We start from the raw sequence: 15,936 nt of genomic DNA on the forward strand, positions 1-15,936 counted from the left end.
GAACAAAATGGCAATTAACTTCGAAAATCGCTATACCGACGTGTCCGGACCGGACGAGCTGCATCTGTCGGACTATCTGCGCACGATCGTCAGGGGCTGGCGCACGATCGTGATGGTGACGCTGATCGCACTCGCGCTGGGGTGCGCGTATGCGTTCCTCGCGCCGCCGACGTATCGCGCGGATGTCCTGTTCCACGTCGAGGACAAGACGGCGAACGCCAACGCGAACGGCAAGGATTCCTTGCCGCCGCTCACAGGCATGTTCGACACCAAACCCTCGACGGCGGCGGAGATCGAGTTGCTGAAGTCACGGCTCGTGACCGAGGAAACGGTCAAGACCCTGCACCTTGACATTTCGGCTGCACCGCGCACCTTGCCGCTCATTGGCGGGATGATCGCGGGATTGGTGAACGGCCAATGGTTTTTCAAGTTGCCGTCGTTCATCAACCTGTCGGGTTACGCATGGGGTAACGAGAGCATTGCCGTGTCGCGCTTTGACACCTCGAAGGACTACTACGACACGACCTTCACGCTGATTGCAGGTGAAGGCGGTTCGTACGTGCTGCGCGACAAGAACGGTATCGCGATTCTCTCCGGGCATGTCGGCGAGACCGTGGAAACCGACACCGCCGACGGCCCGATCGCGTTGCACGTCGATAAGCTGACCGGTGCACCGGGCTCGCGTTTTGACCTGCAGCGCGCCTCGACGCTCGGGACGGTGGACCGCCTGCAAAAGGCACTCGTGGTCGCCGAGACCACGCTGCAGTCCGGCGTGATCCGCACGAGCCTCGAAGGCGGCGACCCCGCGCTGACCGCGGCGATCGTCAACAGTATGGCGCGCGAATTCGTGCGTCAGGATGTGGAGAGCCGTTCGAGCGAAGCGGAGCACATGCTGGCCTTCCTCGATCAGCAACTACCCGGCTTGCGCAAGGAACTCGACGACGCCGAGCAACGCTATAACAAGTTCCGCAACCAGCACGGCACGGTCGATCTCGGTGAAGAAAGCCGTCTGTTGCTGCAGCAGGTGGTCGACAACAAGACCAAGCTGCTCGATCTGCAGCAGCAACGCGCGGAGATGTTGCAGCGCTTCACGCCAAATCACCCGGCGGTGGCCGCCCTTGACGCGCAGATTGCAGCGTTGGAGGGTGCGGCGAACAGCATGAACCGCAGCGTGGCGGTGATGCCGGATACCGAGCAGACCGCGTTGCGCCTGCTGCGCGACGTGCATGTCGACACGGAGCTCTATACCAATCTGTTGAACAGCGCGCAGCAACTCCGGGTGGCGAAGGCCGGCCAGGTGGGCAACGTGCGGGTGGTGGACTTCGCCGAAACGCCTGACGAGCCGGTGCGGCCGAAGCGCGTGCTGGCGATTCTGATCTCGCTTGGCGGCGGCGTGCTGATCGGCATCATGCTGACCTTCTTCAAGCGCGCGATGTACGGCGGCGTGGAACGTCCGGACGAGCTCGAAGCGGTGCTCGGCGTGCCGGTGTTCGCGATCGTGCCGCGCAGCCAGACCCAGTTGCGTTTGCAGGAAAACGTCATGCTGCGCCGTCGCGGGCTTCATGTGCTCGCGCAACAGGCGCCGGAAGACATCGCCGTGGAAGGCGTGCGCAATCTGCGGACCTCGTTGCAGTTGTCGCTCGATCACGCCGAGAACAACGTCGTGATGATCACGGGTTCGCGGCCCGACACCGGCAAGTCGTTCCTGTCGGTGAATCTGGCCGCGCTGGTGGCGTCGGCAAACAAGCGGGTGCTGATTATCGACGGCGACATGCGGCGCGGCGACGTCCATTCGCATTTCGGCATCGGCCATCAGCCGGGGCTCTCGGACGTGCTGAGCGGCGGCGATCTCACGGCGATGATCCAGCGCGACGTGCTGCCCGGGCTCGACGTGCTCGCCAAGGGCACGCTGCCTTCGCATCCGTCTGAATTGCTGATGAGCAAGCGCTTCGAAACGATGCTCGACGAACTGAAATCGCACTACGACATCGTGATCGTCGACACGCCGCCAGTGCTCGCCGTGACCGACTCGACGGTGATCGGCAAGTACGCCGGCACGACGCTGCTGGTGGTGCGCCACGGCCGCCATCCGCTGAACGAGATTGCCGAGACGGCCAAGCGCCTCTTCAACGGCGGCGTATCGCTCAGAGGTGTGTTGCTCACCGACGTGCCTCAGGAAGGGGCATTCCTCGGTTCCGGCTATCAAGGCGGTTATTACGGTTACGACAGCATCGCCGGTTAAGGGTCGATGCAGCGGCGGCCCCATGACGGGGCCGGCCACTCGGCCGTGCTATGGCACGGCCATCGCAAAGTTCAACGAGGAGAGGTCTCCATGAAACGTAAGGTCGCGTTGATCACCGGTATCACTGGACAGGACGGGTCGTATCTGGCCGAGCTGCTGCTCAGCAAGGATTACGACGTACATGGCATCAAACGCAGGTCATCGCTGTTCAATACAGACCGGATCGATCATCTTTATCGCGACCCGCATGACCCCGACCAGCGACTCTTTCTGCATCACGCCGACCTGACCGACTCGACCAGCATCCTGCGCGTGATCCAGCGTGTCGAGCCCGACGAGATCTACAACCTCGCGGCGCAGAGCCACGTGGCGGTGTCGTTCGAAGAACCGGAATACACGGCCAATGCGGACGGCCTCGGCGCCTTGCGGATTCTCGAAGCGATCCGCATTCTCGGGTTGCAACACAAGACGCGCTTTTATCAGGCCTCCACCTCGGAGCTGTACGGCCTCGTGCAACAGGTGCCGCAGTCCGAGACCACGCCGTTCTACCCGCGCAGCCCGTATGCGGTCGCCAAGCTGTTTGCCTACTGGACCACGGTCAATTACCGCGAAGCATACGGGCTCTATGCCTGCAACGGGATTCTGTTCAATCACGAATCGCCGGTGCGTGGCGAGACCTTCGTCACGCGCAAGATCACGCGCGCCGTGGCGCGCATCGCAGTGGGCATGCAGAAGACCTTGTATCTTGGCAATCTGTCGGCGTTGCGCGATTGGGGCCACGCGCGTGATTACGTGGAGATGCAATGGCGCATGCTGCAACAGGAGCAGCCGGAGGACTACGTCATCGCCACCGGCGTGCAGTACAGCGTGCGTGAGTTCGTTCAGCACGCCGCCGCTGAGTTGGGCGTCACGGTGCGTTTCGAAGGTACCGGCGTGGATGAAGTCGGCATTGTCGAGAAGGTGGAAGGGCGCGAGATCAGGATGTCGCCCGGGGATGTGATCGTGCGCGTCGATCCGCGCTACTTCCGGCCCGCCGAGGTCGAGACGCTGCTGGGCGATCCGTCGAAGGCCCATGCGCAACTCGGCTGGAAGCCGACTACGCCGTTCAGCGCGCTCGTCAAGGAAATGGTGCGGGCGGACTATCAGATTGCAAGACGTGACGCGCTTGTCACGCTGGCCGGTTTCACGGCACTGGAACATCACGAGTAACGGCGATGAACAAACACGCACGCATCTTCGTCGCGGGCCACCGTGGCATGGTCGGCTCCGCGCTGGTCCGGCGGCTCTATGCCGAGGGTTGCCACAACGTTGTCACGCGTTCGAGAGCGGAGCTCGACCTCACGGATCAGGCTGCCGTGAACCGCTTCTTCGAGCAGGAAAAGATCGATGTGGTGCTGCTCGCGGCCGCGCGCGTGGGCGGCATTCTCGCCAACGCGTCGCAGCCGGTGGAATTCATCTATGAAAATCTGGTGATCGAAACCAACGTGATTCACGCCGCGTATCGTGCTCAGGTCGAGCGGCTGGTGTTCTTCGGTTCGTCGTGCATTTATCCGAAGCAATGTCCGCAGCCGATCCGCGAGGAGTATCTGTTGAGCTCGCCGCTCGAACCGACCAACGACGCCTACGCGATTGCGAAGATCGCCGGTCTCAAGCTGTGCGAGGCGTACAACCGTGAGTACAACACGCAGTACGTCTCGTTGATGCCGACCAATCTGTATGGCCCTAACGACAACTACGACCTGAATAGCAGCCATGTTTTGCCGGCGCTGCTGAGGAAGACGCATGAAGCGAAAGTGAACGGTTCCGCGACCTTGACGGTGTGGGGTTCGGGTACACCGCGCCGGGAGTTTCTGCACGTCGACGATCTTGCCGCGGCGACGCTCTTCGTGCTCGAGCACAACGTGACAGAAGGCCTGTTCAACGTCGGGGTGGGTGAAGACCTGTCGATTCGCGAGCTGGCCGAATGCATCTGCAAGGTGGCCGGCTTCGAGGGCGAACTCGTTTTCGACGCATCCAAACCCGACGGCACGCCACGCAAGCTGCTCGACGTATCGCGGCTCGCGCAAATGGGTTGGCAAGCGACCATTGGCCTTGAAGAGGGCATCGCGTCCACGTATCGGGAATTCGTTGAATTACACGCTGGCTCGACACCTGCCGCCATGCAGGCCTAGGCGCGCACTGAAGGCCGTTGAGCGCGATTCCGGAATTGAGATTGAGGGGAAGCGTGGGGCGTTTCGCGTGAGTCGCGTGCAACGCACACAGGGACGATTTTTCGAGGAGTGGCATAAAAATGACTGCGTCAGTCACGATCTTCCACAACGTCGTATGGTCGCGCCACAAGGGTGTCGTGTTCTCCGCTTTGCATAACATTTCGTCATCCGGCGCGATTCGCTACTCGATGGTGCAGATCGCGGACACCGAGCACGATCGTGTCGGCTTTTCAGATGTCGATTATTCGTACCATCGCTATCCGATGCAAAAGTTGTTCGACGGTTGCTACGAGGATGTGCCGACGCTGAAGATGATCGCGCGACTCACCTGGGAAGTGCTGCGGACCAAGTCGGATCTGATCGTGCTGCCAGGTTACCACCGTCCGGAATACTGGGCGATGCTGGCGGCGTGCATCGTGACCGGCAAGCGGCGTGCGGTGTTCTGCGATTCGACCGCGCGTGACCGGCCCAAGAAACTGCTGACGTCAATTCCGAAGCGCGTGTTCTTCTCGCTCTGCGACGGCTATTTCGGTTTCGGCGAGCGCAGCCGCGAGTATCTGCTGTCACTCGGGGCGAAGGGCGACAAGATTTTCGTGCCGTGTCAGGCCGCTGCATTGCCCGGCTCGTTCTCGCCGGAGCGCGCGCTGGTCGAGCGGAGCGCCGCGCGCGCCGGCAATCCGCCGGTGTTTCTCTATGTCGGCCGTCTCTCGGAAGAGAAGGGCATCGGCACGCTGATCGAGGCGTTCGCCGGTCTGCGGCGGCGTATTCCAGCGGCGAAGCTGCGCATTGTCGGCACCGGGCCGATGGCGGAGCGACTGCACGCGGAAGTGGCCAAGCTCGAACTGGGCGACGCCGTCGCCTTCGCCGGCAGTTTGCAGGACGAGCCGCTCACCCGCGAATACTACGGCGCAACCTGCATGGTGCTGCCGAGCTACAGCGAGCCGTGGGGACTCGTCGTCAACGAGGCGCTCGCGCATGGCTGCCCCGCGGTGGTCAGCGAGAGTTGCGGCTGTGTGCCGGAACTGGTGATCGACGGCGTGAGCGGCTATGCCTTCACGGCGGGCGACGTCGCCGGACTGCAGCGCACGATGCTCAAGGCGATGGAGGCGTTCGCCGACGCCGGCGGCACGGCGCGCCGTTGCATGGATGTGATTCGCCGCTTCGATCCCCCTTCCGCCGCGGCCAATATCGCTCGTGGCTGCGCATTGATGCTGAGCGACTGAAACGTCTCACGGCCCCGTTGCGCATGCGAAGCGCTAACCCGTTCTGGCAGCCACAATGAAGATCCTCATCTACGGCCTCAACTACGCGCCTGAACTGACGGGAGTGGGCAAATACACGGCGGAGATGGCTGTGCTGCTGGCCAGCCACGGTCACGAGGTTCGTGTGGTGTGCGCGCCACCCTATTACCCTGATTGGCGCGTTGCCGCGGACTACGTGTCCTGGCGGTATCAGCGCGAGGTACGCGACGGCGTGACGATCTGGCGCGCGCCGCTGTGGGTGCCGGCGCGTCCTAGCGGGCTGAAGCGGATGGTGCATCTGGCGAGCTTCGCGGCGAGTTCGTTGCCGCTGCTCGCCCGGCAGATGTTTTGGCGCCCCGATGCGGCGATGGTGATCGCGCCGACCCTGATGTGCGCGCCGGCCGCGCTGGCGCTCGCGGGTATCACGCGCGCCAGCACCTGGCTGCATATTCAGGATTTCGAGGTCGATGCGGCTTTCGATCTGGGTCTTCTGAAAAGCTCGCGCGCAGCCCGCGTGGCGCGCTGGATCGAAAGCACGCTGCTGCGGCGCTTCGATACCGTGTCGTCGATTACGCCGCAGATGAGTGCGCGCGCGGTGGTCAAGGGTGTCGAGCCATCGCGGGTCGTGTCCCTGCCCAATTGGGTCGATGTGTCGACCATCTTTCCGCTTGCGCGCGCGAGCGACTACCGGCGGGTGCTGGGCATTCCGGTTGACCAGAAAGTGGTGCTGTACTCGGGCAACATGGGCGCGAAACAGGGCATCGAAACGCTTGCCGATGCGGCGGCGTTGCTTGCCGCGCGTGCGGACGTCACCTTCGTTTTCTGTGGCAGTGGCGCTGCGAAAGAGGGTTTGCTCGAGCGCTGCGCGGGATTGACGAACTGCGTTTTTATTCCGCTGCAACCGGTGGAGCGCCTGAACGAACTGCTCAATCTCGCCGACATTCACGTGCTGCCGCAACGTGGCGATGCGGCGGATCTGGTGATGCCTTCGAAGCTCACCGGCATGTTCGCCAGCGGGCGCGCGGTGGTGGCCATGGCGCGGCGCGGCACGGGTCTCTATGACGCGGTGTCGCCGCGCGGCGTGGTCGTGCCGCCGGACAACGTCAAGGCTTTGGTGGCGGCGATCACCGTACTGGCGAGCGATCGCGAACGCCGCGCGGCGCTCGGCAAGGCTGCACGCAACTATGCGGAGCGCGCGCTATCGCCGGAGTCGACGATTCGTACCTTCGAAGAGCGGCTCGCGACGCTGGTTCGTGGGTCAGGCGGCAAGCATGCGCAAGTGGAGCCGTCGTATTTTGGTGGCCCGAGATCCCCAACCGCTGTGGCCGGGCGGCGGCGCAAGCCGGCTACAACGGAGGAAGCCGCGCCGGATTGATCCGGCACGCGGCCATCTCATGAATGGGATATCACCACGGGGATTTGTAGACGGCGTGCTTGCCCTGATCGTACGGATCGGCGTAAGTGGCTTTCGCTGCGCCCTCGGGCATCAAGCCGTCGGCCGCGTTCGGACCGCCCGGCTGGCCGGCCACGCGCACCTTACCCTTGGCGGCGGCCTGCGGCTGGTTGCGCTGGCCCTTACGCACTGCCGGCTGACCGCCTTGCCCGCCCAACACTGTCATGCGTTGTTCGTCGAGCAGCGCGGCCTGCTGGGCGTCGGCGGTATTGCCTTGCTGCGCGTCCGGCGAACCGTAATCGCGCGGCGCGCCGAGCAACTGGGCTTCGCTGTTGCGATGCGCGGCGCCGGGGTTAGCGGGTGCCGCTGGGGTGGGGGTGCCGTAGCTGGTCGCAGCCGTAGCGGCAAGGGCTGGCGCAGCGGGCGCGGGTGCTGCGTTTTGCGCGAGCGCCGGCGCGGTGCAGGTGCCGATGTAGGTTGCGATGGCGAGCAGCAGCGGGGTGGTGATACGCGGAAACGTGATGGTCATCGTATGCCCCAGGAAGATGCGGTCTCAATAGAGCTATCGTGCGCCAACCGGCACGTGTGCAGCCGCCAAAACGCTTGCCTGTACGGCCATGAATCCAGGTTCAGTAAGGACTGGTAACATAATGTAAGCATGATGCACGGGCATGTCGATTCCCGTTCGTGGTGTGGAGAAAGATGATGGGTAACGTTGCCGACGATCCGCAGATCGGGCGCATGCCGGAAGTCAACGGTGTTCGCGAGGATGGCCGTGTCATCGATCTGAGCCTGGCAGGAAAGGGAAACTATTGCGCGAAGCGCGGTGCCCTGATCGAGCTCATCTGGTTTGTCGTTGAAGCCTGCGTGATCAACAACAAGCTGCTGCCGCTTTCCTCGGTCCGGGTTGCGCTGTTACGTCTGTTCGGCGCGAAGATTGGCACCGGTTGCCGCTTCGTGCATCCATTGCGGGTGAAGTCGCCGTGGAATCTGGAAGTGGGCGATAACAGCTGGTTCGGCGTCAACGTCTGGATCTACAACCAGGCGCTGATCCGCATCGGCTCGAATGTCTGTATTTCCCAGGGCACATTCCTGAGTGCCGGCTCTCACGATATGAGCACCACGATGGATCTGCGCGTGGCGCCGATCGTCATCGAGGATGGCGTCTGGATCACGTCGAAATGTGTTGTGCAGATGGGTGTGACGATCGGCCGGTCGGCCGTGGTGACGCCCTTGTCCGTCGTGCATCGTTCACTCGATCCCGAGGGCGTGTATGGCGGCAATCCCTGTCGTTTTATCCGGAAACGGTTCGATTCCGTGACCTGAAGCACAGATAGAGAACCGCAGCGTTTATACGCTGAGGAGGCCAAGTCGTTGACAAGCCGGAATGCCGGTGGACGCAACGGGATTGTTGTCGATCAGCTCCGTTGATCGGCGCCCGCGGCGATGCCGATGCTGTGTCCGGCAACGACATGTGCGTGGTTTGCTTGCCAGCCCCGGTTGGATGAGTAGCCGGATTGACGCACTTAGAGATGCGTAAAAAAGATGGGGAGTAGGGATGTTCATCGATACTCGTACTGTTGAACACAACACAGTCATTGAAACGACGGTCTGCATTATCGGCGGCGGTGTCGCCGGCATTACGCTTGCACGGGAAATGTCGAAGGCGGGGGTCGACACCTGTGTGCTCGAAAGCGGGGGCTTCGGGCCTGACGATGAAACCCGCGACCTCTATCGCGGCGAGAACGCCGGACTGCCCTATACGTTCGCGGACGGCTCGCGTAGCCGCTACTTCGGCGGCAGCAGCAATTGTTGGGGCGGCTGGTGCCGCCCGCTCGATCCGTGGGACTTCGAGAAGCGTGACTGGATCCCGCACAGCGGCTGGCCGTTCGGCCTCGACGAACTGGCGCCGTACTATGCGCGTACCCATGAACTGCTGAAGCTCGGCCCGCAGAATTTCGACCCCGCCTACTGGGAGCGTGAAATCGGGCGCCATGACGTGCGCCGCATTCCGCTCGCGACGGGCGATATGCGCGATACCGTCGCGCAGTTCAGCCCTCCGGTGCGTTTCGGCAAGGCCTATCGCGACGAGCTGTCGCGCTCGTCGCGGGTGCGCGTGTTTCTGTACGCGAATGTCCTGAATATCGACGCGGACGCTCAGGGCACGTCCATTTCGCGGCTTCAGGTGGCGACCTTCAGTGGACGCAGGATGACGGTGACCGCCAGGATCTTCGTGCTGGCCACAGGCGGCATCGAGAACGCGCGCCTGCTGCTGGCCTCGAACAACGCGCACGCGGCGGGCCTCGGCAACGCCCACGATCTGGTGGGCCGCTACTTCATGGATCACCCGCGGATGATGTGCGGAAAAGTGCGTTTTCGTCCGGGCAACGCTCGCAACAAGCTGTACGACATCAAGTACCACTATCAGAATGCCGCCGTGTCGGCGCACGGCACCAAGATATCCTCACAGTTCGCGCCGAAGCAGGAGTTGATGGAGCGCGAGAAGCTGCTGAATTCGCGCGTGTGGCTCTATTCGCGCTGGTACGGTGAAGGAACCGCGGGGTCCGAAGCGCTGATCCACTGCAAGGAAGCGCTGCTGCAGAAGGACCAGCCGGGCCGCAGCCTGAAGACCGATGTCGCGACGATGATCGCGCACCCGTTGCACACCGTGGGCTATGGTTTGACGCGGCTCCTGCAATGGCCGCTGCTGATCACCGACGTGACGTTGCAGGCCATCGTCGAAGCGGTGCCCGACCCCGAAAGCCGGGTTACGTTATCGGCCGATAAGCGCGACCGGTTCGGCATGCCGCGCGTGAAGGTGGAGTGGCGTTTGGGCGAACAGGTGCAGCGGACCTTCGACAGGACGTTCGCGTTGCTCGCGCAGGAGTTGCAGATGGCCGGCATTGCGGACGTCGAACTCGATGCGCCGCTCGAAGGCCGGCGTTGGCCGGCGAAGCTGGAGGGCACGTGGCACCACATGGGCACCACACGTATGCACGATTCGCCGCGTGAAGGCGTGGTCGATCGCGATTGCAAGGTGCACGGGATGAGCAATCTCTACGTGGCAGGCAGCTCGGTGTTTCCCACCGTCGGAGCCAATTTTCCGACCATCACGATCGCCGCGCTCGCGCTACGCCTCGCGGGTCATCTGGTGCGGCAACTCGAGGTGCCGGATATCGTCGGCAACGCACGGGGCGACGCCGCCAACAGTTCGCTGATGTCGACGCAGGCGCAGCAGCCGCAAGCCGGCACCCTGCCGATCGCAGCCTCGACCTTGACGCCGTTGATGAAGGAGCAATGAAGACAACCGGTGACTTGCGCCTGGCGGCGCACGGTCACCGGCCCGGTTGAGTGGCTTCGCGCAGCGTGGGGAGCATGTTCTCACGCGTTTCGCCGGGGCTGCCTTTCGTTTCGAGTAGAGCGGTCAACGCGCTGACCATAGTTTCGATCCGGAAGCGTGCTTCGAAAGTGCGGGTCGCCTGAGCGCGCATGGCGGCGCGCGCGGTGTCGTCGAGTTCGAGCCAGCGCACGAGATTCCTTTCTGTACCACTGACCGTGTCGGCGGCAACCATTCCTGCGCCGTCGGCTTCGATTTCGCGCCACACGTTGACCTTGTCGGAGATTAGCGCCGGCAGGCCGCAGCCGAGCGCTTCCGCAACCGCTACGCCGAAGTTCTCCTGATGCGAGGGCAGAACGAATACGTCGCTGGCATGAAACACGCCCCACTTGAGATCACCCTGCAGCATGCCTGGCAGACTGAGGCGGTGCGCGATACCGGCCGCCTCGGCCTGGGCGCGCAGATTGGCCACCCAGCCACTCTCGTCGGGACCCGCGATCACGAGATGCAGCGTCGGATCGCGGCTGGCGACACGCGCGAATGCATCGATCAGCAGATCGCAGCCTTTTTTCACATGCACGCGGCCGAGAAACAACACGATGCGTTTGCCGCGCAAGCCGGGCACGGCTTGCAGGAAGGCTTCGCGCAAAGGCGCGGCTTCAAGCGGCGGCACGGTCGTGCCGTATGGCACGACCTGCTCATTTGCCCGGTACAGCCAGAACGATTGACGCGCGCGGGTGCGCTCTTCCTCCGTCGTATAGATGACGACGCGTGCGTCGCGCAACACCCGGTATTCGGCCCACGGCCAGTACAGCCATTTCTTCAGATGCTTGAGCGGGTAAGCCTGTTTGAACCATGGGTCGAGCATGCCGTGCACGTACACGTAGTAGGGCACGTCGCTTTGGTGCAGCGCTTTCCATGCCGCGAAGCCGTGGTACTGCCACAAGCCGTGCACGATGACCGCGTCGAACCGGTTCGCGTTGGCGGTGAGCCACGGCGCGAGTTGCGCGCTGTAGCTGTAGCGGCTGTTGACGGGGCCGAACGCGTGGACCGGAAACGGAAAGGCCGCGAGGTAGGCGTCGCCGGGGGCATCGCAGGTGGCCACTTCAATCTCGTGCCCGGCATCCTGCATCGCCACGCCGCTGCGGCGCACGCCTTCAACCGGGCCGCCGGCGCGGGGATCGATACTGGCTAGCAGATGGAGGATTTTCATCGGACGAGTTTCGGTCGATTGGGGTTGTGCGTCGATGCGGTGTGCGACACGAGGGCGCCGAATGACCTGGAGCCGGGCGTAGCGGTTGCCGCTCCGGTTGACGTGCGCGACATGCCGAGGGCGCTTGCGAGATCCGCGCGGCCCATGCCCGGCTGGATTCTGCCCGGCAATTCAGGCATCGCGGCCGCGCGCACATGCGGTGGCTTAGGCGTGCGCTTCACCCGTGCCGGCAGCGCGCGCTGCAAGCGCGCGTGCGTGGCGATCATCAGGCCGAGGGCGACGCCGAATATCAGCCCTGAGAAACGCGGCCCGAGCGGATTGCCGCCGATCGATGTGGCCGGCAGCGCGGCAAACAGCATGATGGCGCGTCCTAGCACCGGCAGCATGGGCGCGTCGGGAACCACCGAGCGCCAGTAGCGATACGAGGAGAAGCAGATCGCCAGTGCGGCCAGGGTCGCCAAGGGCATGGCGATGCCGAACAGTAGCCCGCCCGCGAAGAGTTGATAGACCCAGAAGTTGTGGCCCGCGGCCCATTCATTGATCGCGTAGAAGTCCTTCTCGCTGATCTGGCCGGCGAGGTCCGGCAGGTAGGCGGGGGAATAGCGATAGTAGTGACCGTAGCCTGCGCCGAACAGCAGCGTTTCGGGCTCCGCCGTCACCTGGTCATACTGATCGCGCATCTCGGCAAGACGGGTGATGGTGGTCGGGTCCTTGCCGGTGACAGTTTCCTCCGACGCGAAAATGCGCTCCGTCCAGTGCTCGGCGACGCTCGGAAAGCTCAACGCCGCGATGCCGGCCACGCCGGCCAGCACGGCGCCGGCGATCAGGGTGCGGGCCGCCGCGCGCCAGATATGCTGCAGCGACGGGGCGGACAGCCCCATGGCGATCAGGAACAGCAGGATGGTGCCGAGGAGCAAACTGCGCGTGACGCTCAGCAACTCGACAATCACGCTGACGGCGAATACGGCAATGGTGAAAAAGGAAAAGCGCCTGGCGACGATGAATTCGTGCAGCAGCACGCCTTGCAGTCCGAGCAACGTCACGGAGATGATGCGATAGCGCACGTCCTCGAGATCGCCACCGGTCGCCATGCCATACAGGAAGGTGAACACGAGACTGACTACGTTGGCGAAGAATATGGCTCGTTCGAACTGCGAGATTCTGTACTCGCTCCACGGACGGCAGGCCACGAGATAGCCCACCAGAAACAGGACGAACGGCAGCAGAACGCGCAGATAATTGCCGGTGTCGTTATCCTGAACGAACTGGGCGACGATGCTGCCGAACACGCACAGCAGCATGCTGAAGGTAACGATCGAGCGTAACCGCGAGCGGTCGTGAAAGCGTGGCGCAATCAGCACAAGGGCGAGCCCCGCGGCGATTGCCGGTATCACGAGCGCGGATTGCGCGAAGTGGCCTACGTTGGCGTCAGTCGCCTTGTAGTCGAATGCAAGCGGTAACAGAAAAAACCATATCCAGAGCGTCGCATACTGATGGCGCATTGCTGATTCCTCCCCGTGCTGTCGATCCGCCGTCGTCCATAGCAGACGGTCTCGCATCGGGTCATTGTGCGGGAAACTCCTCGCTTAGCCCTCGCGCGTATCCGGTTTCGTCGCCCATTGCCTGGGTTCTGGCGACAGTGGCAAGGGCGGTCCCTGCAAGACGCGCGCACACTCCCTTATGTTGTCGGTCAATGCCTTGATGTTGGCGCGCACGCACGCGTGCCGGCACCGAAGATGCAAAAAGGGACATGCGCCCGCGAATGGTGACAGGGGAGAACAACATGAAATTATTTGGCGGGGCGGGACCCGCAACGGGCAAGCGAGCCATCGAGCTGGATTTCGTGCGCGGCATCGCGATTATCATGGTGATGGGCTTTCATTTTCACGCTGTTCATACCGACAACTTCCTGATTCATATCATCGAGTACCCCCTGAAGAGCTTCGGGCGCGAAGGCGTCAATCTGTTCTTTACGCTCAGCGGCTTTCTGGTTGGCGGCCTGCTGCTTCGGCAGTACGCCGAAACAGGCAACGTCGACGCAAAGCGCTTTATCATCCGGCGGATTTTCCGCATCTGGCCGGCGTATTACATCCTGATCGCCTTTCATGTGCTGGCCGGGCGCCATCCGTGGAATACCTTTCTGTTCCAGAACCTGACCCACCTGCAGAACTATCTGGGCACCTCGATTACCCAGACCTGGAGTCTCGCGGTCGAAGAACACTTTTATCTCGTCTTACCGGCGCTGTTGCTGATATTCGCGCGCTGGCGCCTCGGCGCATGGACGATTGTCGGCGTGCTCACCGGGATTTGCGCGGTGGTGCTCACCGCGCGCTGCTTCGCGGTAGCGGGCGGCAACCTGGAAGGGGCATTCGCGTACACGCAATACCGCATCGACAGTTTGCTGGTCGGCGTGATTCTCTCCGCGATCTACTGGATGAAACCAGGCGTCTATCATCAACTCGCGAAGCGCAAATGGCTGCTGGTCGCTTGCATCGTGGGGCTATGCGCGTGGCTCGCCTTTGCGACGCCGCACTTCGCGCTCGACGAAAGCATTGGTTATACGATTCAGGCGATCGGTTTCGCCGCGCTGATTGTGTTCGTGCTGGAGTATTCGGGATCGCTCCGTTCGTCGTGGGTGTATCGCGGGGTTGCCTGGATCGGCCTCTATTCGTACGGCATTTATCTGTGGCATTCGCTTGCTCTCGCCCCTGGCGACATGCTGATTCGCAAAGCGACCGCTATGGGTCTTGCGCCGAGCGTGATCTGGATTGTGGCGCTCACCGCGCAGTTCGCTTTCGCGATTGCAATCGGCTATGTCACGACCCGCGCGATCGAGTATCCGTTCCTGCGCATGCGCAATGCGATGTTCCCTGAAAAGCGCAGCAGTTCGGTGCGGGAAGAAGTACCTGTCGCGGGCGGGCAGTTGTCCTGAGCACCTTCAATCGTGCGGCCGGCCCCGCCGCGGCCGGCTGTGGGTTGGCGCGTAGCGCCAGCCTTTGAGGTTCTGCCTGAGTGGGGGTGTGTTGAATGGCGTGTTGCCGGATCAGGCCATCTGCTGAAGCAAGGTCTGCTTGAATTGCCGGAGCGTATGCCGTGAGAGAAGATCTTCGCGCTCCGCCGGCACGGTTTGCGGCGCATGCGGCCACGAGGTCATCGTCTCGGTGATCGCGCGGCCGATCGAGGCGGAGCTCAGGTCGCTCAGGATCGGTCCCAGTTCGCAGCGCCGGCTGAACCAGCCGATCAGTCCGTCTTCCGTTGCAATCACCGGCTTGCCGAAGCGGTATGCCTGCACGAGCACGCCGCTCATGCCATAGTGTCCCTTATAGCCTAGCCAGACTGCGTCGCAGGCGGAGAACAGATCGCGCTCGACGTCGTTCGCAATGAACGAGTCCAGGATTAGCGGCGCGGGCGCGAGGCTGCGCACATGATTACGCATGAAATGGCGCGTGCCCGCGTCCTGCTCACCTGCGACGATCAGCGTGGGCGCATGCTCCAGACGGGTCAACGCGTGGACCAGTTCGTAGATGCCTTTGCGTTCGGTGATCGAACCGTACACCAGCAGATAACGTTGCGTGGGATCCAGCCCGAGGCGCTCGCGGGCCAGCACTGGATTTTCCGCTTGCTCGTCGGGAAACGGGTCGGCGACATAGGCGACGGCCGCGCTGTGCTTCGAGGCGTGGTGCGCCGACCACTCGGGCAAGGTGGGGTCGATCGTCAGCAATGTGCGAAGTCCGACGGTCCGTATCGCGCGCTTGAAAAGCAGTGTCTTGATCGCATTCACGACCGGTCGATCCGGCGACTTGATGCCGACCTTGTGATGATGGAAGGTCGAGCGCATCGTGATACCGATCCACGGCGTCTTGCCGAACGGCGAGCCGAGAAACGGTAGCGCGTAGAAGAAGTAATCGACATAGGGCACGACCACCAGCCTGAGCGGTTGTGCGCGGCTGACGATCCGATGCACGCGCTTGAAATAGCGGTGAAAGCGCGAGTACTGATTCGACTGGCGCAGCAGCCCGCGTGGCCGCTCGTCGGGATCGACGAACGCGATCTGCAGATCCGCGCGGTTCGCAGCAACGATCTGTCTGGCGAGCGGATGGTCTTCGTTACCGGATTCCGTCGCGAGCATGCACGGATAGCCGGCTTCCGTGCAGGCCTGCATGGTCCATTCGACATAGCGCCAGCGATGGCCGGTGAGGTTGGGTTCCACAATCAGGACGTAGTCTTGTTCCATCGATAGCGTGGTCGTCAGTAGTCGAATACGTTGTGGAAAAGCACCCTCGCGCCGCCTGTCTGGGGG

General features: G+C 62.8%; 12 protein-coding genes. 8 read left to right on the forward strand and 4 right to left on the reverse strand.

Annotated elements, in window-relative coordinates; all coding sequences use genetic code 11:
* Window positions 1-7 precede the first annotated feature (7 nt).
* From PQQ96_RS15530 to PQQ96_RS15550, 5 genes are all read left to right on the forward strand, one after another.
* Entirely contained in the window at window positions 8-2,242 is a 2,235-nt protein-coding gene (locus tag PQQ96_RS15530; protein ID WP_408293220.1) for a polysaccharide biosynthesis tyrosine autokinase, read from the forward strand.
* A gap of 90 nt (window positions 2,243-2,332) precedes the next feature.
* Window positions 2,333-3,451: a GDP-mannose 4,6-dehydratase gene (gene gmd / locus PQQ96_RS15535; RefSeq protein ID WP_408293222.1), complete on the forward strand. Its 1,119-nt coding sequence runs from the start codon at window positions 2,333-2,335 to the stop codon at window positions 3,449-3,451.
* A gap of 5 nt (window positions 3,452-3,456) precedes the next feature.
* Entirely contained in the window at window positions 3,457-4,413 is a 957-nt protein-coding gene (locus PQQ96_RS15540; protein WP_408293225.1) for a GDP-L-fucose synthase family protein, read from the forward strand.
* A 119-nt stretch (window positions 4,414-4,532) separates the two neighbouring features.
* Complete coding sequence (locus PQQ96_RS15545) at window positions 4,533-5,675, forward strand: glycosyltransferase family 4 protein (protein WP_408293228.1); 1,143 nt, start codon at window positions 4,533-4,535, stop codon at window positions 5,673-5,675.
* A gap of 55 nt (window positions 5,676-5,730) precedes the next feature.
* Window positions 5,731-7,068 (forward strand): glycosyltransferase WbuB, encoded by a 1,338-nt coding sequence (locus PQQ96_RS15550; protein ID WP_408293230.1) that lies wholly within the window; start codon window positions 5,731-5,733, stop codon window positions 7,066-7,068.
* Between the two features lie 31 nt (window positions 7,069-7,099).
* On the opposite strand, the gene PQQ96_RS15555 is transcribed toward PQQ96_RS15550, so the two are convergent.
* A complete protein-coding gene (locus PQQ96_RS15555) occupies window positions 7,100-7,615 on the reverse strand; it encodes a hypothetical protein (RefSeq protein ID WP_408293233.1) in 516 nt (171 codons plus the stop codon).
* A gap of 176 nt (window positions 7,616-7,791) precedes the next feature.
* On the opposite strand from PQQ96_RS15555, the gene PQQ96_RS15560 reads away from it, so the two are divergent.
* Window positions 7,792-8,412, forward strand: coding sequence for an LbetaH domain-containing protein (locus PQQ96_RS15560; RefSeq protein WP_408293321.1), 621 nt, complete (start codon window positions 7,792-7,794; stop codon window positions 8,410-8,412).
* 232 nt (window positions 8,413-8,644) lie between these two features.
* Entirely contained in the window at window positions 8,645-10,387 is a 1,743-nt protein-coding gene (locus tag PQQ96_RS15565) for an FAD-dependent oxidoreductase (protein ID WP_408293236.1), read from the forward strand.
* A 34-nt stretch (window positions 10,388-10,421) separates the two neighbouring features.
* Here PQQ96_RS15565 and PQQ96_RS15570 read toward each other — a convergent pair whose 3' ends face one another.
* Together PQQ96_RS15570 and PQQ96_RS15575 are read right to left on the reverse strand one after the other, a co-directional pair.
* Window positions 10,422-11,636 (reverse strand): glycosyltransferase, encoded by a 1,215-nt coding sequence (locus tag PQQ96_RS15570; RefSeq protein ID WP_408293239.1) that lies wholly within the window; start codon window positions 11,634-11,636, stop codon window positions 10,422-10,424.
* The gene (locus PQQ96_RS15575) at window positions 11,633-13,138 is read right to left on the reverse strand and encodes an O-antigen ligase family protein (RefSeq protein ID WP_408293242.1); all 1,506 of its coding nucleotides are present in this window, start codon (window positions 13,136-13,138) and stop codon (window positions 11,633-11,635) included. Before PQQ96_RS15575 ends, PQQ96_RS15570 begins: the two co-directional genes overlap by 4 nt.
* 281 nt (window positions 13,139-13,419) lie before the next feature.
* Here PQQ96_RS15575 and PQQ96_RS15580 point away from each other — a divergent pair, with 281 nt between their 5' ends.
* The gene (locus PQQ96_RS15580; protein ID WP_408293245.1) at window positions 13,420-14,568 is read left to right on the forward strand and encodes an acyltransferase family protein; all 1,149 of its coding nucleotides are present in this window, start codon (window positions 13,420-13,422) and stop codon (window positions 14,566-14,568) included.
* A gap of 111 nt (window positions 14,569-14,679) precedes the next feature.
* Here PQQ96_RS15580 and PQQ96_RS15585 read toward each other — a convergent pair whose 3' ends face one another.
* On the reverse strand, window positions 14,680-15,870 hold the full coding sequence (locus PQQ96_RS15585; protein WP_408293247.1) for a glycosyltransferase: 1,191 nt from the start codon (window positions 15,868-15,870) through the stop codon (window positions 14,680-14,682).
* Between the last annotated feature and the right edge of the window lie 66 nt (window positions 15,871-15,936).

This window comes from Paraburkholderia sediminicola, assembly GCF_046027825.1.
GTDB classification, from domain to species: Bacteria; Pseudomonadota; Gammaproteobacteria; order Burkholderiales; family Burkholderiaceae; genus Paraburkholderia; species Paraburkholderia sediminicola_D.

What these genes read in the sequence shown, in the direction of transcription:
- PQQ96_RS15570 (WP_408293239.1), bottom strand. Translation starts at nt 11,636, where the DNA reads ATGAAAATCCTCCATCTGCTAGCCAGTATCGATCCCCGCGCCGGCGGC.
- PQQ96_RS15555 (WP_408293233.1), bottom strand. Translation starts at nt 7,615, where the DNA reads ATGACCATCACGTTTCCGCGTATCACCACCCCGCTGCTGCTCGCCATC.
- PQQ96_RS15550 (WP_408293230.1), top strand. Translation starts at nt 5,731, where the DNA reads ATGAAGATCCTCATCTACGGCCTCAACTACGCGCCTGAACTGACGGGA.
- PQQ96_RS15565 (WP_408293236.1), top strand. Translation starts at nt 8,645, where the DNA reads ATGTTCATCGATACTCGTACTGTTGAACACAACACAGTCATTGAAACG.
- PQQ96_RS15560 (WP_408293321.1), top strand. Translation starts at nt 7,792, where the DNA reads ATGGGTAACGTTGCCGACGATCCGCAGATCGGGCGCATGCCGGAAGTC.
- gmd (WP_408293222.1), top strand. Translation starts at nt 2,333, where the DNA reads ATGAAACGTAAGGTCGCGTTGATCACCGGTATCACTGGACAGGACGGG.
- PQQ96_RS15575 (WP_408293242.1), bottom strand. Translation starts at nt 13,138, where the DNA reads ATGCGCCATCAGTATGCGACGCTCTGGATATGGTTTTTTCTGTTACCG.
- PQQ96_RS15585 (WP_408293247.1), bottom strand. Translation starts at nt 15,870, where the DNA reads ATGGAACAAGACTACGTCCTGATTGTGGAACCCAACCTCACCGGCCAT.
- PQQ96_RS15540 (WP_408293225.1), top strand. Translation starts at nt 3,457, where the DNA reads ATGAACAAACACGCACGCATCTTCGTCGCGGGCCACCGTGGCATGGTC.
- PQQ96_RS15545 (WP_408293228.1), top strand. Translation starts at nt 4,533, where the DNA reads ATGACTGCGTCAGTCACGATCTTCCACAACGTCGTATGGTCGCGCCAC.
- PQQ96_RS15530 (WP_408293220.1), top strand. Translation starts at nt 8, where the DNA reads ATGGCAATTAACTTCGAAAATCGCTATACCGACGTGTCCGGACCGGAC.
- PQQ96_RS15580 (WP_408293245.1), top strand. Translation starts at nt 13,420, where the DNA reads ATGAAATTATTTGGCGGGGCGGGACCCGCAACGGGCAAGCGAGCCATC.